This is a genomic window from Rhodosalinus sediminis, assembly GCF_003385555.1.
Taxonomy (GTDB): Bacteria; Pseudomonadota; Alphaproteobacteria; order Rhodobacterales; family Rhodobacteraceae; genus Rhodosalinus; species Rhodosalinus sediminis.
Genome location: NZ_QOHR01000018.1, coordinates 1 through 19,377, shown reverse-complemented (window position 1 = coordinate 19,377; position 19,377 = coordinate 1). Strand labels below are relative to the sequence as shown.

Here is a 19,377-nt window from a genome sequence, read left to right as displayed (position 1 = left end):
AACCCTTGGGGCGCGACGGGGTTTCCCTCACGACGCGCCGCAGGCGCCGAGGATGGAGGACGACCCATGACGCGACCCGACCTGACGGAGGAGGCCCGGACGACCGCCCGCGACATCGCCGGAGAGGTGCACCGTCTGAGCGCGGCGGCCGAGCGCACGGCCCGGGAAGCGCGCGCGCAGGCGGCCGAGGACATCCGCGAGGCCGCGCATCTGGCGCGGCGCCATCCGGCGCTCACCCTCGCCGGGGCGGCCGCCGCAGGCTTCGCCGTGGCGCGGATCGCGCGCGCCGGCGGCCCTCGTGACGCTACGGACCGCCGGTCATGAGCGCGCGCGGCGACAGCCCGGGGCCGACCGCCGCGCTGCTGCTCGAGACCTTCGACGCCGCGCGGGGGCTTCTGAGGCGCGAGCTCGACCTCGCGCGGGCGGAGACCGACCGGAGCCTGCGCCGCGCGCGGGCCGGGCTCGTCCTGCTGGCGCTCGCGCTGATCCTCGCCATGACGGCGCTCGACGCGCTGGCCGGGGCGGCGATCGGGGCGCTCGCGGGCCTCGGGCTCGGCGCGGGCCTCGCCGCGATGGTCGTGGGCGCGGGCCTCGCCGTCCTCGCCGCGCTCGTCGCCTGGTGGGGGCTGCGCGATCTGGAGCGCGCGCGTCTCGCGCCCGAGCGTGTTGCGCGATCCCTGCGCGCGGACGCGCGCGAAGTGCGGGAGGCCGCCGGTGCCGACGCGCGAGACTGAGATGGAACCGGAGACGCCCGAGGAGATCGCCACCGACATCGCCGCGCGCCGGGCCGCGCTCGGCCGGCGCATCGCCGCGCTCGAGGCGCGCGCGACGCCCGAGCGGCTCCTGCGTGAGACGGGCGCGCGCCTCGCGGCCGAGGGCGGCGCGCTCGGCCGACGGGCCGGGCGCGAGATGGCGGCGAACCCGCTCGCCACCGCCGCAGTCCTCGGCGGGCTGGCGTGGCTCGCCCTGGGCGCCGCGCGCGGGCAGCCGGGCGAGAGCGCCGAGCGCCCGGCGACGGCGGGCGCGCGCCGCCCGCGTGGATGGCGCCGCCTGAGCGCTTTGATCACGACGGCAACTGCGGGGAGCAGGATCGGCCCGTAAAGCGTTGCCCGCCTGCCGCCGCGACCCGCGCCGCCTGAGCGGTCAGAGCGCCGCGAGCGCGAGCGCGGCCATCACCACCAGGAGCGCGGTCGCCGCGTAGCGCAGCGCGCGGCCGCCCGGCGTCGCCTCGGGCGTCTCGCGGGCCTCGGGCGGGCGCTCGGTCCCGACGGCCGTCTGCGGCGCGGCGTCGGTGCCCGCGACCGTCGGGCCGCGGCCCGGATCGCCCGGCAGCACGCCGGTGCGCGGATCGGCGGGCCGGGGGCGGGGCTGCGGGGTGTCGCGCGGATCGTGCACGGGGGCATGCGGGTGCGCGGCGTGCTCGCGCATCGAGGTGTCGCGGGTCATGGGGCGCCTCCGCTCGCCGGTCTCTCGGTCTTCAACCCCCCGACCGCCGCGCGGTTCCGGCGCTCATGCCCCCTCGGCCCAGGCGTCGAGCCGCGCGAGCGCCTCCTTGCCGATCGATTGCAGCCGGGCGCGCTGTGCCGCGTAGGGGCACTCCTGCGCGAGCCGCGCCTCCATGTCGGCCATTTGGAAGGTGTTCGCGCCCTCGAGATCGGCGAGCTCCTCCCATGTGACCGGCACGGCGACCGGGGCGCCGGCGCGCGCGCGCAGGGCATAGGGGGCGATCGCCGTCGCGCCGCGCTCGTTCCTGAGCCAGTCGATGAAGATGCGGCCCTCGCGTTCGGATTTCGACGCGGTCGCGGTGAAGCGCTCCGGCTCGCGCGCGGCGAGCGTACGCGCGAAGGTCTCGGCGAAGCGCTTCACCCGGTCCCAGCCCGAGATGCGGCGCAGCGCCATCCAGACGTGGATGCCCTTGCCCCCCGTCACCAGCGCGCCGCAGTCGAGGCCGAGCGCGTCGAGGTGCCCGCGGATGTCGCGCGCCGCGCGCACGACCGCCGCCCAATCGACGCCCGGCCCCGGATCGAGGTCGAGGACCATGCGGTCGGGCCGCTCCAGCCGGTCGGTGCGCGCGTTCCAGATGTGCACCTCGACGGCGCCGAACTGCGCCGCGGCGACGAGCGCTCCGGTGTCGTCGGCCGTAATGTAGGTGGCCCGCTCGCCGCCCTTCTCCGCGATCTCGACGCGGCCGAGCGCCTCGGGCACGCCCTTGCGCGCGTGCTTCTGATAGAAGCAGTCCGCGCCGATCCCCTCCGGGCAGCGCACGAGCGAGAGGGGGTGGCGGGCGACGAGCGGCGCCATGCGCGGCCCGACGCGGGCGTAGTGGCGCGCCACGTCGGCCTTGGTGCAGCCCGCGTCGGGAAAAAGCTCCCGCGTGGCGTGGGTGACGGTGACGCCCGCGATCTCCCGCTCGTCCATGCCGGGCGGCGCCTGCGGGGTCTCGTCCTGCACCGCCTCGGCCGGCTTGTCCGCCCGCAGGCCGAGGAAACTCGGGTGGCGCAGGTGGCCCTCGTGGGTGATCTCGGTGAAACGCACCTCGGCCACGAGCTCCGGCGTGATCCAGCGCGCGTCGCGGCGCACGTCCTGCGGCACCTCGTCGAAGGGCGAGGTCTTGCGCGGGCGGAACCGCGCCGCGAGGCGCTCGAGATCATCGTCGGAAAAGCCGGTGCCGACGCGCCCGCGGTAGACGAGCGCGCCGTCGCGGTAGGCGCCGAGGAGCAGCGAGGCGAAGGGGCGCCCCGCCTTGTCGGAGGGCGCGTAGCCGCCCACGACGAACTCGCGCTGATGGGCGCATTTCACCTTGAGCCACGCTTTCGTGCGCGTCCCGCGGTAGGGCGCGTCGATCCGCTTGGAGACGATGCCCTCGGTCCCCGCGGCGCAGGCCGCGGCATGCGCCGCTGGCCCCTGCCCGACCGTCACGGGCGTCAGCCGCACCGGCCCGCCCGCGCCGGGCACATGCGCGAAGAGCGCCTCGAGCGCGGCGCGGCGGTCGCGGAGCGGCGCGTCGGTCAGATCCTCGCCGTCGCGGGAGAGCAGATCGAAGGCATGAAAGATCAGCGCGCCGCCTTCGGAGAGCGCGGTCTGCAGCGCCGAGAAGGCCGAGCGCGCGCCGGATTCCGCCCCCGACTCCGCCGCCGTCACCTCGCCGTCGATCAGCGCCGTGTCGCAGGCGAGCGCGTCGAAGGCCCCCTCGAGCGCCGCGAACCGCTCGGTCCAGTCCTGCCCGGACCGGCTGTAGAGCGTCGCGCCCTCCGCGCCGAGCGCCACCAGCGCGCGGTAGCCGTCGAACTTCGTCTCGTGCCACCAGTCGTCGCCCTCGGGCGCGGCCTCCACCAGCGTGGCGAGCTGCGGCGCGCGGAACGCGGGCGCCGCGCCCTCGCGCCGCTTCGGGCCGCCCTTCGGCGGCGCGCCCGCGGCGATCTCCTCCATGCTGCGCCCGCTGCGGACGGAGGTGGTGCTCTCCTCCGTCAGCGTGTCGGGGTTGTCGGTGAAATTGTCCCTCTCCTTGATGAGGAGCCAGTTTTCCCGGTCCTCCTCCTCGGCCATCCGGATCAGCACCCAGTCGCCGCGCATCCGGTGACCCTCGAGCGTCATCTTGATCTCGCCCGCGGCGAGCCCCTCGGCCACGTCGCCGCGCGGCGTCCAGGTGCCCTCGTCCCAGAGCATGACGGTGCCCGCGCCGTAGTCGCCCTCGGGGATGGTGCCCTCGAACTCCGCGTAGGCGAGCGGGTGATCCTCGGTGCGCACGGCGAGGCGGCGCTCGGCGGGGTCGCGGCTCGGCCCCTTGGTGACCGCCCAGCTGAGGAGCGCGCCCTGCCACGCGATGCGGAAATCGTAGTGCAGGCTGGAGGCGGCGTGCTTCTGCACCACGAAGCGGCGCGCGCCCTCGCTCCGCCCGCCGGGCAGCGCCGCGGGCTCGCCGCCGCGGGCCGAGGCGCGCCGCGCCGCGTAGGCGTCGAGACGCCGTCGCACCGGCGGGCCGTCTTCGGTCTCCGACATCGTCGCCCTCCTGCCGCCCTGCCCCGGCCAGTCTGCCACAGACCCGGCGAGGCGTCGCGGATCGTGGCGGGAACCATCGCGGGAAAGCCGGGGTTCCCTGCGCCCGACACCCCGGCCGCCGGAGACCCCGATGGACGACACGCCGCAGGATCGCCGCGCGCCGCCGCGCGCCGCAGGGCCGCGCGAGGCGGCGCGCCTGCGCACCGCGCTCCTCGCCGGGATACTCGTCCTGCTCGCGGGCTGGGCGCTGCGGGCGACGGCGGTGGTCGTCGTGCCGCTCGTAAGCGCGCTCTTCATCGCGGTCACGCTCGCGCCGCTCGACCGGGCGGTGGCGGCGCGCCGCCGCCCGAGGCGCTCGCGCCCGGCGACGGGGCGCCGCCGGCGCTGCGCGATCTCCTGGAACAGGTGGGCTCGGTCGCCGGCGGCTGGATCGTCGAGGCGGCGACCGCGCTCGCGCAGCGCATCGCGGGGGCCGTCGGCAGCTTCGTCGCGGCGACGATCATCGTGGTCTTCATCGTGCTAATGTCGCTCGGCGAGGGCGCGCTCTGGCGCCGCAAGCTCGCCGCGCTCTGGCCCGGCGACGGCGGCAGCGGCTGGACCGCGGCGATCGAGACGCTCTCGGTCAAGCTGCGCCGGTTCCTCCTGATGTGGCTCGCGATGGGCGCGCTGTCGGCGGCGCTCTACGTCGGCTGGCTCTGGCTCTTCGACGTGCGGCTGCTGACGGTCTGGGCGCTGCTGACGCTGTTGCTGAGCTTCGTGCCCAACCTCGGCTCGGTGATCTCGGGCGTGCTGCCGACGCTCTACGTCTTCGTCACGCACGACCCGCAGACGGCGGTGGCGATCGGCGCGGGGCTCTTCGCGATCGAGCAGGTGGTGGGCAACTTCGTCGACCCGCGGCTTCAGGGGCGGCAGGTCGCGCTCTCGCCGCTCGTCGTGCTGACGGCGATCCTCGCGTGGGGCTGGATCTGGGGCGTGACGGGGGCGCTTCTGGCCGTGCCGATGACGCTCGCCGTGATGGTGATCTGCGCACAGTGGCCGGCGCTGCGCCCGCTCGCGCTCTTGCTTTCGGACCAGCCCGACGAGCGCCGGCTGATGGCGCCGCTCGCGCGCTGAGCTCAGAGAAGAAGGCGCAGCCCGAGGAGGAGCGCCGCCCCGATCAGCGTGATCACGACCACCCGGCGCCAGCCGTCGCGGTCGCGCGCCGCGCGGCGCTCGGGCAGGACGCGGGGCTTGCCCTGCGCGCCCGCGTCGCCCGGCCCCGCGCGCAGGTCGGCCGGATCGCGCGGCGCCGCTTCCACCGGATCGACGGGCACGGCGCCGTCGCGGGGGCGCGCGTCGCCCGCCTCGCCGTCGGTCTCGATCGGGGCGGCGGCCGGCTCCTCCGCGCGGCGGCGGCGGTGCGGCTCCACGAGACGGCGGCGCGTCCCGGCGGGATGGGTGCGCGGCTCGGGGGGCTCGGCGCGCTCGGGGCGGGAACGGTCGGCGGTCACTCGGGGCTCCTCTCGGTCGGACGGCGTGCCGGAGCGCACGCCGAAAGACCAACGCCCGGGCGCCGGCGCGTGTTTCCGCCTGCGCGCGCGGGCCGCAGGAGGTCCCGCGCGGAACGCCGCCCGCTCGGGCGGTGTTGGCCCCCCGCCATGTCCGGAGCCGTCCGCCCATGACCCAGACCGACGAGCGCAGCCACGCCCCGCTCGGGCCGCGCGAGCAGGAGGAGATCGAGAGCAAGACGCCGATCTCCCCGCCCGCGGTTTTCGAGGTGATCCGCCGCGCCGGGCGGCGCGAGCTGATGCGCCCGGCGAGCGCGCTCCTCGCCGCGGGGCTCGTCGCGGGGGTCGCGCTCGGCTTCTCGCTCTTGACCGAGGCGCTCCTGCGCGCGCATCTGCCCGCCGCGGACTGGCGCCCGCTGGTGGAGAACCTCGGCTACACGGTAGGCTTCGTGATCGTGATCATGGGGCGGCTCCAGCTTTTCACCGAGAACACGATCACCGCCGTGATGCCGGTGCTGGAGGCGCGCCTCGCCCGTGCGCTGCGCCGGCTCCTGCGGCTCTGGGCGCTGGTGCTCTTCGCCAATCTGGTCGGCGCGGCGGCCTTCGGCACGGCGCTCTGGGCCGCGCAGACCTACGACCCGGCGCTCTGGCGCGCGTCGGAGGCGATCGCGCATCACGCCACGGGTCACGGGGCGGCGGAATCGCTCTTTCGCGGCGTCGGGGGGGCTGGCTGATCGCGGCGCTGGTCTGGACCATGTCCACGACCGAGCGCGCGCATCTCGCGCTGATCGTGCTCTTCACCTACGTCATCGCACTCGCCGGGTTCACGCATGTCGTGGCCGGCACGGTGGAGGCGACGGCGGTGGTGCTCGCCGGGCACATGGGGCCGTGGGCCGCGCTCACGGACAGCATTCTGCCCACGCTCGCGGGCAACATCCTCGGCGGCACGGTGCTTTTCACGCTGCTCGCCTGGGCGCAGATCCGCGCGGAGCTGCACCGCCGCCGCACGGGCGAAGGCTGAGGGGCACGAAAAACGGGGGGCCGAGGCCCCCCGAAGTCTCGCCGTTCAGGCTTTGTCGTCCACCGCTCGCTGGTTTCACCGCCTGTCGCCTGAACGCAGGGGGGCGGGCCGACGCGCGGCCCGCCCTCTGGTCTCGTCAGCTGCAGCCGCTCGTCGCGCCGCAGGTGTTGCACTTCATGCAGGTGCCGTTGCGCACGAGGGTGTAGTTGCCGCACTCGCTGCACGGGTCGCCCTCGTAGCCCTGCATGCGGGCGCGGGTGCGCAGGTCGGGCGCGGCGGCGCGCTCGGTCGTCTCCACGGTCTCGACCTTCTCCGCGACCATCGCCTCGAGGGCGGCGGCGGGTTCGGAGAAGCCGGCGAAGGCCGTTTCGCCGCCGCCCTGCAGCACCACGAGTTCCTGCGGCACGCGGCCCCGGGTGTAGCCCGTGGAGGCCACCTTGCGCAGCACGTCGAAGGGCGAGGAAGCGGCCGTGTCGGGCACCTCGTCGAAGTTGCGCTTGCCCTCCTCCTCGCCGCGGCCGAGCTCGTCGAAGGTCATGCCGTCGGGCTTGACGTGGGCGAGGTCGGTCCGGTCGAGGTAGCTCACCGCCAGCTCGCGGAAGATGTAGTCGAGGATCGAGGTGGCGTTCTTGATCGAGTCGTTGCCCTGCACCATGCCCGCGGGTTCGAAGCGGGTGAATGTGAAGGCGTCCACGAACTCCTCCAGCGGCACGCCGTACTGCAGCCCGACCGAGACCGCGATGGCGAAGTTGTTCATCATCGCGCGGAAGCCGGCGCCTTCCTTGTGCATGTCGATGAAGATCTCGCCGAGCTTGCCGTCCTCGTACTCGCCCGTGCGCAGGTAGACCTTGTGCCCGCCGACGATGGCCTTCTGCGTGTAGCCCCGGCGGCGTTCCGGCAGCTTGGAGCGCGCCGCGCGGGCGACCTCCTTGATGACCACCTTCTCGACGACCTTCTCGGCCAGCACCTGCGCTTTCTCCTGCTGGCTGCCGGTCTCCAGCGTCTCGGCCGCCTCCTCGTCGTCCTCGACGAGCGCGGAGGCCAGCGGCTGGCTCAGCTTGGAGCCGTCGCGGTAGAGCGCGTTGGCCTTGCAGCCGAGCGACCACGAGAGTTCGTAGGCGCTCTGGCAGTCCGCGATGGTGGCGTCGTTGGGCATGTTGATCGTCTTGGAGATCGCGCCCGAGATGAAGCTCTGCGCCGCCGCCATCATCTTGATGTGGCTCTCGACCGAGAGATAGCGCTTGCCCTTCTTGCCGCAGGGGTTGGCGCAGTCGAAGACCGGGTAGTGCTCTTCCTTCAGGTGCGGCGCGCCCTCGAGCGTCATGGTCCCGCAGACGTGGTCGTTCGCCGCCTCGATCTCGGCCTTGGTGAAGCCCAGGTGACGCAGCAGGTCGAAGGTCGGATCGACGAGCTTCGCCGCCGGGATGCCGAGCGTCTCGCGGCAGAAGGTCTCGCCCAGCGTCCACTGGTTGAACACGAAGCGGATGTCGAAGGCCTGCCCGAGCGCGGCCTCGACCCGGCCGAGCGCCGCCTCGTCGAAGCCCTTGTCGCGCAGCGTCGCCGGGTTGATCGCCGGCGCCTCGGCGATGGAGCCGTGGCCGACGGCGTATTTCACCATCTCGTCGATCTGCGGGCCGGCGTAGCCGAGTTTCTCGAGCGCGGCCGGGACGCTCTGGTTGATGATCTTGAAGTAGCCGCCGCCGGCGAGCTTCTTGAACTTCACCAGCGCGAAGTCGGGCTCGATCCCGGTGGTGTCGCAGTCCATGACGAGGCCGATCGTGCCCGTGGGCGCGATCACGGTGGCCTGCGCGTTGCGGTAGCCGTTCACCTCGCCGAGGCGCAGCGCCTCGTCCCAGCTCGCCTCTGCGAGCTCGACGAGCCGCGCGTCGGGGCAGTTGGCGTGGTCGAGCGGCACCGGCGCCACGTCGAGGCCCTCGTAGCCGTGCCCGTTGCCGTGCGCGGCGTTGCGGTGGTTGCGGATCACGCGCAGCATGTGCTCGCGGTTGCGCTCGTAGCCGGCGAAGGGGCCGAGTTCGCCCGCGATCTCGGCCGAGGTGGCGTAGGCCACGCCGGTCATGATCGCCGTCAGCGCGCCGCAGAGCGCGCGGCCCTCTTCCGAATCGTAGCCGTAGCCGAGGTTCATCAGCAGCCCGCCGATGTTTGCGTAGCCGAGGCCAAGCGTCCGGAACTCGTAGGAGAGCTGCGCGATCTCCTTCGAGGGGAACTGCGCCATCAGCACGCTGATCTCGAGCGTGAGCGTCCAGAGGCGGGTGGCGTGCATGTAGTCCTCGGCCTGAAACTCCCCGTTCTCGAGGAAGGTCAGCAGGTTGAGCGAGGCGAGGTTGCAGGCCGTGTCGTCGAGGAACATGTACTCCGAACACGGGTTCGAGCCGCGGATCGGGCCGTCCTCGGGGCAGGTGTGCCAGGCGTTCACGGTGTCGTGGAACTGGATGCCCGGATCGGCGCAGGCCCAGGCGGCGTGGCCGATCTGCTCCCATAGATCGCGCGCCTTGATGGTCCGGGCCACCGAGCCGTCGGTGCGGCGGTAGAGCTCCCAGTCGGCGTCATCGCGCACCGCCTGCAGGAAGGCGTCGGTCACGCGCACCGAGTTGTTGGAGTTCTGCCCCGAGACGGAGGCGTAGGCCTCGCTGTCCCAGTCGGTGTCGTAGGTCGGGAACTCGATCGAGGTGAAGCCCTGCTTTGCGTAGTCGAGCACCCGCTTGGTGTAGGTCTCGGGGATGCGGTCGCGCTTGGCGGCGCGCAGCGCCGTCTTGAGCTGCGGGTTCTTCGCCGGGTCGGCCGCGTCCTCGGCCGCGCCGCCCCAGGCGCCGATGGCGGCGAAGATGTCGTTGAGCCGCGCCTCGTGCGCCTTGGAGCCGGCGACGAGGCTCGCTACCTTCTGCTCCTCGACCACCTTCCAGTTGATGAATTCCTCGATGTCGGGGTGATCCACGTCGGCGATCACCATCTTGGCCGCGCGGCGCGTGGTGCCGCCCGACTTGATCGCGCCGGCGGCGCGGTCTCCGATCTTGAGGAACCCCATCAGGCCCGAGGACTTGCCCCCGCCCGAGAGGCTCTCGCCCTCGCCGCGCAGGTGGCTGAAGTTGGTGCCGGTGCCCGAGCCGTACTTGAAGAGGCGCGCCTCGCGCACCCAGAGGTCCATGATGCCGCCCTCGTTCACGAGGTCGTCCTGCACCGACTGGATGAAGCAGGCGTGCGGCTGCGGGTGCTCGTAGGCCGAGGTCGCCTTGGTCAGCTCGCAGCTCTGGTAGTCGACGTAGTAGTGGCCCTGGCTCGGGCCGTCGATGCCGTAGGCCCAGTGCAGGCCCGTGTTGAACCACTGCGGCGAGTTCGGCGCGGCGCGCTGCGTGGCGAGCATGTGGCGCATCTCGTCGAAGTAGGCGCGCGCGTCCTCCTCGGTGGAGAAATAGCCGCCCTTCCAGCCCCAGTAGGTCCAGGCGCCGGCCATGCGGTCGAAGACCTGCCGCGCGCTCGTCTCGCCGCCGAAGCCGTCGTTGTCCTCGGCCGGCGCGGCGCGCCACAGGAATTCCGGCACGCCCTCTTCCGCTACGCGGGCGAGCTTGTTGGGCACGCCGGCCTTGCGGAAGTACTTCTGCGCGATGACGTCGGAGGCGACCTGGCTCCAGCGCGCGGGGACCTCGACCTCCTCGAGGCGGAAGACCACCGTGCCGTCGGGGTTGCGGATCTCGGAGCTCGTGGTGACGAACTCGATGCCCGCGTAGGCGTCCTTGCCTGCCTCGGTGAATTTTCTCTCGATCCGCATCTCTCGGTGTCCCCGCCTTCTGGTTTCGTCGGCCGACACTCATCTGCCCCGGCGCGCGGCCAAGGGCGCCCGGTCACGGGCTCAGGGGTCGGCGTGTGTCCTGCGGCAGCGCGCTGGTCGCTCTATATGTGGTGGCCATCGACGCTGCCCCCACAATCTGACGTAGGGAGCCCGATATCGTCAACGCGAATTTTGCGGATCGGCGCGGTTTTTCCGCTTGACCGGTGCGCTCGGCGCAGGGGCCGCCTCGGACGACTCGGCGCGCGCCTGCGCAAAAGATACGCCGGGGCCGCATTTTATCATGAGGGCTATCGATGCCGCGCGCCGTCAGCGCCCGGTGCGGGGCCTGCGCGGCGGGGTGGTGGTCGGGGCGGCGAGATTCGAACTCACGACCTTCTGTACCCAAAACAGACGCGCTACCAGGCTGCGCTACGCCCCGACGCGCCCCCTCTACATCCAGTGCCCGCGCTTGGGAAGCCTCAGCAGGGCCAGGCGGCTTCCTCGCCGAGCGACGGGTGGCGCAGCTCGGTCCCCGGCGCGATGCCGAAGCGCTCCGCCAGCCCGCCGTTGATCTCGAGCACGACGAAGATGCCGTCGCCGCCCGGGATCGGCGTGGTGTCGCCGGGCACCGCCTCGGCGTGGACGCGGCGCACGACGCCCGCGCGGTCCGCGAAGATCATGTCGAGGGGAATCAGCGTGTTCTTCATCCAGAAGGAGACCCGCTGCGGGCGCTCGTAGACGAAGAGCATGCCCTCCGAGCGCGGCATCTCATCGACGAACATGAGCCCCTGCGCGCGCGCCTCGGGCGTGTCGGCGACCTCCACGCGAAAGCGCGCCTCGCCCCAGTCGCCGCGCAGCCAGACGGTGTCGTCGCGGCAGGCCGGCTCGGCGACGGCCGCCACGGGCGCGAGCGCCAGCGCGGCGAGCGCCGCGGCGGTCCGGGCCGATCTGCGGAGGCTGTGCGACATGTGGTGTCTCCCTCCCGGATCACCCTGCCGCGTTGGCCCTGGCCCGGCAAGAGTCACGGGTTCAGCCGCGTGATCTCCCACACCTCCCCCGGCGCGGTGCGGCGCCAGACGAAACGGTCGTGCAGGCGAAAGGCGCCGTCGGCCCAGAACTCGATCTCGACGGGCCGGATGCGGATGCCGCCCCAGAACGGCGGGCGCGGCGGGGTGTTGCCGTAGCGCGCCGTCACGCGCGCCACCTCTGCCATGAGCGCCGCGCGGCTCTCGAGCGGGCGCGACTGCCGCGAGGCCCAGGCGCCAAGCCGGCTCTTGAGCGAGCGGGAGGCGAAATAGGCGTCCGCGGCCGGCCCGTCCTCGCGCTCGGTCAGGCCGCGCACGCGGATCTGGCGGCGCAGGGACTTCCAGTGCATCACGAAGGCCGCCTTGCCGGCGCTCTCGATCTCGCGCGCCTTGGCGCTCTCGTAGTTGGTATAGAAGACGAAGGCCTCCGCCTCGACCTCCTTCAGAAGCACCATGCGCGCGTTCGGCAGGCCGTCCGCGTCCACGGTGGAGAGCGCGATGGCGTTCGGATCGTTGGGCTCGCTCTTCTCCGCCTCCGCGAGCCACGCGCGCGCGATGGTGAAGGGGTCGTCGCCGGCGAAGATGCCGCTGCGGTCTGTCATCTGTCATCCTTTCCCGGGCGCGCCGGCCGGGCAGGCCGGCCGCTCTTGATGCCTCTCGGCCGATTGTCTAAAGGAGCGCGCATCGCGGACATCGCTCGGAGATCCCCCATGTCAAACACCCTACTCGCCGGCAAGCGCGGGCTGATCATGGGGCTGGCGAACGAAAAGTCCATCGCCTGGGGTGTCGCACGCGCCTGCGCCGAGGCGGGCGCGGAGCTCGCCTTTTCCTATCAGGGCGACGCGCTGAAAAAGCGCGTCGGGCCGCTCGCGGCGCAGCTCGGCAGCGATTTCCTCGTGGAGTGCGACGTCGCGGACGAGGAGTCCCTCGACCGGCTCTTCGCCGAGCTCCGCGAGCGCTGGGGCCGGCTCGATTTCCTCGTCCACGCCATCGGCTTTTCCGACAAGGGCGAACTGCGCGGGCGCTACGTCGACACCTCGCGCGGCAATTTCGCCATGTCGATGGACATCTCCGTCTATTCCTTCACCGCCGCCGTGCAGCGCGCGGAAAAGCTCATGGGGCCGGGCGGCTCCTGCGTGACGCTCACCTATTACGGCGCCGAGCGCGTGATGCCGCATTACAACGTCATGGGCGTGGCCAAGGCCGCGCTCGAGGCCTCGGTGCGCTATCTCGCCGAGGATCTCGGCAAGGACGGCATCCGCGTCAACGCGATCAGCGCCGGGCCGATCAAGACGCTCGCGGCCTCGGGCATCGGCGATTTCCGCTACATCATGAAGTGGAACGAGTACAACTCGCCGCTCCGGCGCAACGTGACCATCGACGACGTGGGCAATTCCGCGCTCTACCTGATCTCCGATCTCGCCTCCGGCGTCACGGGCGAGACGCATCACGTCGACGCCGGCTACCACGTCGTCGGCATGAAGGCGGTGGACGCGCCGGACATCACCAAGAGCTGACCGGGGGAGCGCCATGACCGACCGCCTGCCGCACGAGAAGGGCTTTCACGTCAGCTGGGATCAGCTGCACCGCGACGCGCGCGCGCTCGCCTGGCGGCTCGACGGCCACGGGCCGGACGACGGCGGCTGGCGCATGGTGGTGGCGATCACCCGCGGCGGCATGGCGCCGGCGATGATCGTCTCGCGCGAGCTCGACATCCGCACGGTCGATACGATCAGCGTCAAGAGCTACAACTTCCAGACGCGCGCCGAGCCGCAGATCATCAAGGCGCCCAACATGGACCTCGTGGGCGACGGCACCGGCGTCCTGATCATCGACGATCTGGTGGACACGGGCCGCACGCTCGAAGTCGTGCGCGCGACGATGCCGAAGGCGCATGTCGCCACCGTCTACGCCAAGCCCATGGGCCGCGAGCAGGTGGAGACCTTCATCACCGAGGTGAGCCAGGACACCTGGATCTTCTTCCCGTGGGACATGGCGCTGCAGTATGTCGAACCCTACCGCGGCACCGAGTGAGATGCGGCGCGCTCGGCGGTCCCTGCGGTCCCTTCTCGCGAAGCGCGCCCGGACGGGCGCGATGAGCGGCGCATGACGTCGCGCGCCGCCGCCACCTTCCGCCCGCCGGTGATGGAGGCGCGGCGCTGGCGCGACGCCGCGACGCCGCCCGAGGGCCTGCCGCTTCTGAACGTCAGCCAGGCCGCGCCGGTCGATCCCCCGCCCGAGCCGCTGCGCGCCGAGATGGCCCGCCTCGTCGCGGAGGTGCCCGAGGTGCATCTCTACGGCCCCGTCCTCGGGCTGCCGGAGCTCCGCGCGGTGATCGCCGCGCAGTGGTCCGCGGCCTACGGCGGCACCATCGGCGCCGATCAGGTCGCCGTCACCGCCGGCTGCAATCAGGCGTTCTGCGCCGCGATCGCCGCGCTCACCACCGAGGGCGACGAGGTGATCCTGCCGACCCCCTGGTATTTCAATCACAAGATGTGGCTCGACATGGCGGGGGTGCGCACCGTGCCCCTGCCCTGCGGCGACGACCTTCTGCCCGATCCCGAGCGCGCCGCGGCGCTGATCACGCCCCGCACCCGGGCGATCGTTCTGGTGACGCCGAACAATCCCGGCGGCGTCGAGTATCCGGCGGAGGTGGTGCGCGCCTTTCACCGGCTCGCGCAGGCGCGCGGGCTGACGCTGATCCTCGACGAGACGTATCGCGACTTCGACGCGCGGCCCGGCGCGCCGCACGATCTCTTCGCCGATGCCGACTGGCCGCGCCACCTCGTCCTTCTCTATTCCTTCTCCAAGGCCTACCGGCTGACGGGCCACCGCACGGGCGCGATGATCGCGGACGCCGCGACGCTCGCCGAGGCGGAGAAATTCCTCGACACGGTGGCGATCTGCCCGCCGCAGCTCGGCCAGCACGCGGCGCTCTTCGGGCTGCGGACCCTCTCACAATGGCTTTCGGGCGAGCGGGCCGAGATCCTCGACCGCCGCGCGGCGATCGAGGCGGGCGCGGGCGGCCTCGCCGAGGCCGGCTGGCGGCTGAAGGGCGTGGGCGCCTATTTCGCCTATCTGGAGCATCCCTTCGATCTGCCCTCCGACACGCTCGCGCGGCGCATGATCTCCGAGATCGGCGTGCTCGCGCTGCCCGGCACCATGTTCGTGCCGGACGGCGACCCAAACGGCGCGCGCCACCTGCGCATCGCCTTCGCCAACGTGGACCGCGCCGGCATCGCGGAGCTCTACGCGCGCCTCGCCCGGCTCGCCTATCCGCTTGCCGAGACGGGGGCGCGCGGCTAGGAACGCGCGCAGGCATCGGCGGGAGGCGGCATGGCGGCGCGCAGCGGCACATCGCGAATCTTCGTCTGGATCCTGCTCGGCCTGCTGATCGTGGGCCTCGCGGGCTTCGGGGCGACCAATCTCACGGGGACCGTGCGCACCGTCGGGCAGGTCGGCGATCAGGACATCGCCGCCGAGGATTACGCCCGCGCGCTGCAGAACGAGCTCAACGCGCTCACCCGGCAGCGGGGCGCGGCCGTCACCTTTCAGGAGGCGCGCGAGGCGGGCGTCGATCAGCGGGTGCTGGCCCGGCTGATCCTGCAGGCCGCGCTCGACGACGAGGCCGCGCGCCTCGGCATCTCGGTGGGCGACGCCGTCGTGGCGCGGCAACTGGCCGAGATTTCCGCGTTTCAGGGCCCCGACGGCGAGCTCGACCGGGAGGCCTATCGCTTCGCGCTCGAGAACGCGGGGCTCACGGAGGCGGAGTTCGAGGCCGACCTGCGCGCCGAGACCACGCGCGGCATCCTGCAGGGCGCGGTGCGCGCGGCGACACCGGCGCCCGAGCCCTACGTCGAGACGCTGACCGAGTTCGTGGGCGAGCGGCGGAGCTTCACCTGGGCGCGGCTCGGGCCGGAGGCGCTCGAGACGCCGGTGCCCGCGCCCTCCGACGCGGAGCTCCGCGCCTTCTACGAGGAAAACACCGACCGCTTCATGCGCCCCGAGACGAAGCGCATCACCTACACCTGGCTCACGCCCGAGATGATCATCGACGAGGTGGAGGTGGACGAGGCCGCGCTGCGCGATCTCTACGAGGACCGCGCGGCGCAGTATCGCCAGCCGGAACGCCGCCTCGTCGAGCGCCTCGCCTACCCGGACGAGGCCGCCGCGCGCGCGGCGCGTCAGGCGATCGAGGCCGGCGAGAGCAGCTTCGAGGCGGAGGTCGAGGCGCGCGACCTGTCGCTGTCCGACGTCGATCTCGGCGACGCGACGCGCCGCGATCTGGGCGAGGCGGCCGATCCCGTCTTCGCCGCCGGGACGGGCGCGGTCGTCGGGCCCCTGCCCTCCTCCCTCGGGCCGGCGCTCTACCGCGTGAACGGCCGCCTCGTCGCGCAGGAGACCACCTTCGAGGAGGCCGAGCCGGAGCTGCGCGACGAGCTGGCCGCCGACCGCGCGCGCCGCGTCATCGCCAATCAGGCCGAGAGCTTCGACGACCTGCTCGCCGGCGGCGCCACGCTCGAGGAACTCGCCGACGAGACCGATATGCGGCTCGGCGAGATCGACTGGCATTCCGGCATGTCCGAGGGCATCGCCGCCTACGAGGCCTTCCGCGAGGCCGCGCGCGCCGTCACCCTCGACGATTTCCCCGAGATCGAGGCGCTCGACGGCGGGGTCTTCGCGCTCCGCCTCGACGAGGTCGTGCCCCCCGCCCCGGCCCCCTTCGAGGAGGTTGCGGGCCGCGCCACCCTTCTCTGGGAGGAGCGCGAGACCCGCGCGCGCCTCACCGATCAGGCCGAGGAGATCGCCACCGGCCTGCGCGCCGGGCGCAGCTTCGCCGGCGCCGGTCTCGAGGACGCCACCGAGGTGGAGGGGGTGACCCGCGACGGCTTCGTGGAAGGTCTGTCGCGCGCCGCGCTCGAGACCGTCTTCGAGATGGAGCGCGGCGATGTGCGCATCGTGGCGGACGGCGCGTCGGTCGCGATCCTGCGCCTCGACGCGGTCGCCGCGCCCGACCCGCAGGCCGAGGACATCGCCGACCTGCGCGCGCAGATCGCGCAGCAGGGCGCCGCCGGCCTCGCCGACGATCTGCTCGAGGCCTATGTCCGCGACGTGCAGTCCCGCGCGGGCGTCACGCTCGATCAGGCGGCGATCAACGCCGTGCACGCGAACTTCCAGTGAGCCGATGACGCTGACCCCGGATTTCGACAGCTTCGCCGCCCGCTACGAGGCGGGCGAGAACCAGCTCGTCTGGACCCGCCTCGCCGCGGACCTCGACACGCCCGTCTCGCTGATGCTCAAGCTCGCCGGGCCGCAGCCGCTGAGCTTCCTTCTGGAATCGGTGACCGGGGGCGAGCAGCGCGGGCGCTACTCGATCATCGGCATGAAGCCCGATCTCGTCTGGCGCTGCCGCGACGGGCGGGCCGAGATCAACCGCACCGCGCGGTTCGACCCGGAGAGCTTCGCGCCCGACGACCGGCCCGCGCTCGACTCGCTGCGCGCGCTGACCGCCGAAAGCCGGATCGAGATGCCCGCGGACATGCCGCCCGCGGCGGCCGGGCTCTTCGGCTATCTCGGCTACGACATGATCCGCCTCGTGGAAAACCTCGGCGCGCCGAACCCGGACCCGGTCGGTCTGCCCGACGCGCTGCTGACGCGGCCCTCGCTCGTCGCCGTGCTCGACGCCGCGAAAAGCGAGGTGACCCTCGTCGCGCCCGCCTGGGTCGAGGCGGGGGTGCCTGCGCGCGCCGCCTACGCGCAGGCGGCCGAGCGGGTGATGGACGCGGTGCGCGACCTCGACCGCGCGCTGCCCGGCGCCGGGCGCGAGATCGGCGCGCCCGCGCCTCTCGGCGAGGCGGTCTCGAACGTGGCGAAGGACGACTACCTCGCCGCCGTCGACCGCGCGAAGGACTACATTCGCGCCGGCGACGTCTTTCAGGTGGTGCCCTCGCAGCGCTGGACGCAGGATTTCCCGCGCCCGCCCTTCGCGCTCTACCGCGCGCTCCGGCGCACGAACCCCTCGCCCTTCATGTTCCATTTCGACATGGGCGGCTTCCACGTGGTCGGCGCGAGCCCGGAAATCCTTGTCCGCGTCTTCGGGCGGGAGGTCACGATCCGCCCGATCGCCGGCACGCGGCCGCGCGGCGCCACGCCGGAGGAGGACCGCGCGCTGGAGGAGGACCTGCGCGCCGACCCGAAGGAGCGGGCCGAGCACCTGATGCTTCTCGACCTCGGGCGCAACGACGTGGGCCGCGTGGCCAAGATCGGCACGGTGCACCCGACCGAGACCTACACCGTCGAGCGCTACAGCCACGTCATGCACCTCGTCTCGAACGTGGTGGGCGAGCTGGCCGAGGGGCAGGACGCGCTCTCGGCGCTGCTCGCGGGGCTGCCCGCGGGGACGGTCTCGGGCGCGCCCAAGGTGCGCGCGATGGAGATCATCGACGAGCTCGAGCCCGAGAAGCGCGGCGTCTATGCCGGCGGCGTCGGCTATTTCAGCGCGGGCGGCGACATGGACATGTGCATCGCGCTGCGCACGGCGGTGGTGAAGGACGGCAAGCTCTACATTCAGGCCGGCGGCGGCGTGGTCCACGATTCCGACCCCGAGGCCGAGTGGCAGGAGACCGTCAACAAGAGCCGCGCGATCCGCCGCGCCGCCGAGGAGGCCGCGCGCTTCGACACCGACGGCTGAGGACGGCGGGGGCGGAGCGCCGCGACGACTGGAAAGCGCGGCGCGACGGCAAACGAAACCGGGGCCGGCGCCCTTCCACGGTTCGTGCGACGCGGATGGTCGGTCCTCCCCCGCTGACGCCTGAAAGACGCCATAGAGCCGCGCGTGCTTCCGCGTCTCATGCGGCGATCGGGCTGTGTCGCGCCCGCAGAGGCGCGCCGCCCGCTTTCGCGCGGATGACCGGTCCTTCGCCGCTGACGACTGAAAAGATGCCCCACCACCGCCGTAGCGCCGCGCATACCGCCCCGCTCCGGGCGGCAATCGGCCCGTGTCGCTGTCGCGAAAGGCCCGGCGCACGCGCGCGGCGTGCAAGCTGCCGCATCCCCTGTGGCAATCCGACCGTGTCACTCCCGCCGAGGCCCGACGCCCGCACGCGCCGCAGGCTTCAGGACCGGCGCCGTCCCGATCCCGCGAGGCCCCGGCGCGCCGCCTCGGCGCGCGGCCCTCGGCCCGGCCTACTCCTCGCCCAGCAGCACCGCCGAGGCGGGCGCGAGCGCGATCCCCGCGTCGCGCGTGGCCAGCCCCCAGCTCACCAGCACGGGCAGCACGTCGGCCCGGAGCGGCCCGGCGACGATCGCCGCGCCCTCGCTCCGCGCGCGGAGCACGGCGCGTTCGAGCTGTCGGCGGATCGCCGCCGTCTCGCCCGCCTCCCCGAAGCGGCGGAAGAGCGGCGCGGCGGGCACGCCCGCCCGCGCGGCGAGCGCGAGCCCGGTGTCGAGGCCCTGACGGTGCAGGACGAGCCCGCGCCCCTCGTCGGCGAGGATGCCGGCGATCTGCTCGGCGAGCGCGCGGTCCTGTTGAAGGGCGCCCGCGCGCCCTTCGATCACGGCGACCGCCTCGGGCAGGGTGGCGAACCATGCGCCCGCCGCGATCTCCGCGTCGCGCGGGGCGGCGCCGTCGGGCAGATCCGGCGCGGCGAGCACCTCGACCCCGCGCGTGCGGTAGGCCGCCATCGCGGCCGCCGCGCCCTCGCGCGCGGGGTCGATCGCCACGCTCACCGGGACGGGGAGGCTCGCCACCGCCTCGGCGCCGAAGGTGAGCGTCCCGTCATCGACGAGCACGATCGCAAGCCGCGGCGCGCCCGCGGGCAGGTCGGCCTCCGCGGCGTAGCGCCGGATCGGCGGCAGCGGCGCGCCGGGCACCTCCGCCTCCGGCCCGGACTGGGCGGCCTCCGTGCCGACGCGCGGCAGACGGTCGGTGGGGATCTCCGGCGCGAGCTGCGCGAGATCGCCGGCTCCGCGGCCGGGGACGTCGGCCTGCCGCGTGCCGCCGTCGGCGGGCGCCTCCGGCGCGTCGGGCGCGGGATCGGCCGCCGGGGCGGGGGGCGCCGC

16 protein-coding genes, 1 tRNA gene and 1 pseudogene are annotated in these 19,377 nt (G+C 73.2%); 10 read left to right on the top strand and 8 right to left on the bottom strand.

Annotated features, from left to right (window positions below):
• Positions 1-66 precede the first annotated feature (66 nt).
• The 3 genes from DRV84_RS11655 to DRV84_RS11645 are packed head-to-tail and all read left to right on the top strand — an operon-like array spanning position 67 to position 1,101.
• Positions 67-324 (top strand): hypothetical protein, encoded by a 258-nt coding sequence (locus tag DRV84_RS11655; RefSeq protein WP_115980859.1) that lies wholly within the window; start codon positions 67-69, stop codon positions 322-324.
• Positions 321-734 (top strand): phage holin family protein, encoded by a 414-nt coding sequence (locus DRV84_RS11650; protein WP_115980857.1) that lies wholly within the window; start codon positions 321-323, stop codon positions 732-734. The genes DRV84_RS11655 and DRV84_RS11650 overlap by 4 nt, the downstream gene beginning before the upstream one ends.
• 1 nt (position 735) lies before the next feature.
• Positions 736-1,101, top strand: a complete 366-nt coding sequence (locus DRV84_RS11645; protein WP_115980854.1) for a DUF3618 domain-containing protein — start codon at positions 736-738, stop codon at positions 1,099-1,101.
• A 42-nt stretch (positions 1,102-1,143) separates the two neighbouring features.
• Here DRV84_RS11645 and DRV84_RS11640 read toward each other — a convergent pair whose 3' ends face one another.
• Together DRV84_RS11640 and ligD are read right to left on the bottom strand one after the other, a co-directional pair.
• Positions 1,144-1,446: a hypothetical protein gene (locus tag DRV84_RS11640; RefSeq protein ID WP_115980852.1), complete on the bottom strand. Its 303-nt coding sequence runs from the start codon at positions 1,444-1,446 to the stop codon at positions 1,144-1,146.
• A 63-nt stretch (positions 1,447-1,509) separates the two neighbouring features.
• Positions 1,510-3,999 (bottom strand): DNA ligase D, encoded by a 2,490-nt coding sequence (gene ligD / locus DRV84_RS11635; RefSeq protein ID WP_115980849.1) that lies wholly within the window; start codon positions 3,997-3,999, stop codon positions 1,510-1,512.
• Between the two features lie 405 nt (positions 4,000-4,404).
• On the opposite strand from ligD, the gene DRV84_RS15640 reads away from it, so the two are divergent.
• Positions 4,405-5,112, top strand: a complete 708-nt coding sequence (locus DRV84_RS15640; RefSeq protein WP_158547802.1) for an AI-2E family transporter — start codon at positions 4,405-4,407, stop codon at positions 5,110-5,112.
• A gap of 2 nt (positions 5,113-5,114) precedes the next feature.
• On the opposite strand, the gene DRV84_RS11625 is transcribed toward DRV84_RS15640, so the two are convergent.
• Positions 5,115-5,489 carry a hypothetical protein gene (locus DRV84_RS11625; protein ID WP_115980846.1) on the bottom strand — a complete coding sequence of 125 codons (375 nt, stop codon included), beginning with the start codon at positions 5,487-5,489 and terminating at the stop codon, positions 5,115-5,117.
• Between the two features lie 167 nt (positions 5,490-5,656).
• Between DRV84_RS11625 and DRV84_RS16175 the strand changes: the two are divergent.
• Positions 5,657-6,507 (top strand): annotated as a pseudogene (locus DRV84_RS16175) (formate/nitrite transporter family protein).
• 136 nt (positions 6,508-6,643) lie between these two features.
• Here the strand turns inward: DRV84_RS16175 and DRV84_RS11610 are convergent.
• The 4 genes from DRV84_RS11610 to pdxH form a co-directional block, all read right to left on the bottom strand.
• Positions 6,644-10,291, bottom strand: a complete 3,648-nt coding sequence (locus DRV84_RS11610) for a vitamin B12-dependent ribonucleotide reductase (protein WP_115980838.1) — start codon at positions 10,289-10,291, stop codon at positions 6,644-6,646.
• A gap of 362 nt (positions 10,292-10,653) precedes the next feature.
• Positions 10,654-10,730: transfer RNA gene (locus DRV84_RS11605), tRNA-Pro, on the bottom strand.
• 40 nt (positions 10,731-10,770) lie between these two features.
• Positions 10,771-11,259: a DUF192 domain-containing protein gene (locus tag DRV84_RS11600; protein ID WP_115980835.1), complete on the bottom strand. Its 489-nt coding sequence runs from the start codon at positions 11,257-11,259 to the stop codon at positions 10,771-10,773.
• A 53-nt stretch (positions 11,260-11,312) separates the two neighbouring features.
• Complete coding sequence (gene pdxH, locus DRV84_RS11595; RefSeq protein WP_115980832.1) at positions 11,313-11,918, bottom strand: pyridoxamine 5'-phosphate oxidase; 606 nt, start codon at positions 11,916-11,918, stop codon at positions 11,313-11,315.
• A 108-nt stretch (positions 11,919-12,026) separates the two neighbouring features.
• Between pdxH and fabI the strand changes: the two genes are divergently transcribed.
• The 5 genes from fabI (at position 12,027) to trpE (ending at position 18,007) form a co-directional block, all read left to right on the top strand.
• Complete coding sequence (gene fabI, locus DRV84_RS11590; RefSeq protein ID WP_115980829.1) at positions 12,027-12,833, top strand: enoyl-ACP reductase FabI; 807 nt, start codon at positions 12,027-12,029, stop codon at positions 12,831-12,833.
• Between the two features lie 13 nt (positions 12,834-12,846).
• On the top strand, positions 12,847-13,350 hold the full coding sequence (gpt, locus tag DRV84_RS11585; protein ID WP_115980827.1) for a xanthine phosphoribosyltransferase: 504 nt from the start codon (positions 12,847-12,849) through the stop codon (positions 13,348-13,350).
• 72 nt (positions 13,351-13,422) lie between these two features.
• Positions 13,423-14,622, top strand: a complete 1,200-nt coding sequence (locus DRV84_RS11580; RefSeq protein WP_115980824.1) for an aminotransferase — start codon at positions 13,423-13,425, stop codon at positions 14,620-14,622.
• Positions 14,623-14,652: 30 nt separating this feature from the next.
• Positions 14,653-16,497, top strand: coding sequence for a peptidylprolyl isomerase (locus DRV84_RS11575; protein ID WP_115980821.1), 1,845 nt, complete (start codon positions 14,653-14,655; stop codon positions 16,495-16,497).
• 4 nt (positions 16,498-16,501) lie between these two features.
• On the top strand, positions 16,502-18,007 hold the full coding sequence (trpE, locus tag DRV84_RS11570; RefSeq protein WP_115980818.1) for an anthranilate synthase component I: 1,506 nt from the start codon (positions 16,502-16,504) through the stop codon (positions 18,005-18,007).
• Positions 18,008-18,501: 494 nt separating this feature from the next.
• Here trpE and DRV84_RS11565 read toward each other — a convergent pair.
• Positions 18,502-19,377: divergent polysaccharide deacetylase family protein (locus DRV84_RS11565; protein ID WP_192881419.1), on the bottom strand; the 876-nt coding region annotated here is incomplete at its 5' end.

Coding starts and splice junctions, on each gene's coding strand:
- DRV84_RS11655 (WP_115980859.1), top strand. CDS start 67: ATGACGCGACCCGACCTGACGGAGGAGGCCCGGACGACCGCCCGCGAC.
- DRV84_RS11650 (WP_115980857.1), top strand. CDS start 321: ATGAGCGCGCGCGGCGACAGCCCGGGGCCGACCGCCGCGCTGCTGCTC.
- DRV84_RS11645 (WP_115980854.1), top strand. CDS start 736: ATGGAACCGGAGACGCCCGAGGAGATCGCCACCGACATCGCCGCGCGC.
- DRV84_RS11640 (WP_115980852.1), bottom strand. CDS start 1,446: ATGACCCGCGACACCTCGATGCGCGAGCACGCCGCGCACCCGCATGCC.
- ligD (WP_115980849.1), bottom strand. CDS start 3,999: ATGTCGGAGACCGAAGACGGCCCGCCGGTGCGACGGCGTCTCGACGCC.
- DRV84_RS11610 (WP_115980838.1), bottom strand. CDS start 10,291: ATGCGGATCGAGAGAAAATTCACCGAGGCAGGCAAGGACGCCTACGCG.
- DRV84_RS11600 (WP_115980835.1), bottom strand. CDS start 11,259: ATGTCGCACAGCCTCCGCAGATCGGCCCGGACCGCCGCGGCGCTCGCC.
- pdxH (WP_115980832.1), bottom strand. CDS start 11,918: ATGACAGACCGCAGCGGCATCTTCGCCGGCGACGACCCCTTCACCATC.
- fabI (WP_115980829.1), top strand. CDS start 12,027: ATGTCAAACACCCTACTCGCCGGCAAGCGCGGGCTGATCATGGGGCTG.
- gpt (WP_115980827.1), top strand. CDS start 12,847: ATGACCGACCGCCTGCCGCACGAGAAGGGCTTTCACGTCAGCTGGGAT.
- DRV84_RS11580 (WP_115980824.1), top strand. CDS start 13,423: ATGACGTCGCGCGCCGCCGCCACCTTCCGCCCGCCGGTGATGGAGGCG.
- DRV84_RS11575 (WP_115980821.1), top strand. CDS start 14,653: ATGGCGGCGCGCAGCGGCACATCGCGAATCTTCGTCTGGATCCTGCTC.
- trpE (WP_115980818.1), top strand. CDS start 16,502: ATGACGCTGACCCCGGATTTCGACAGCTTCGCCGCCCGCTACGAGGCG.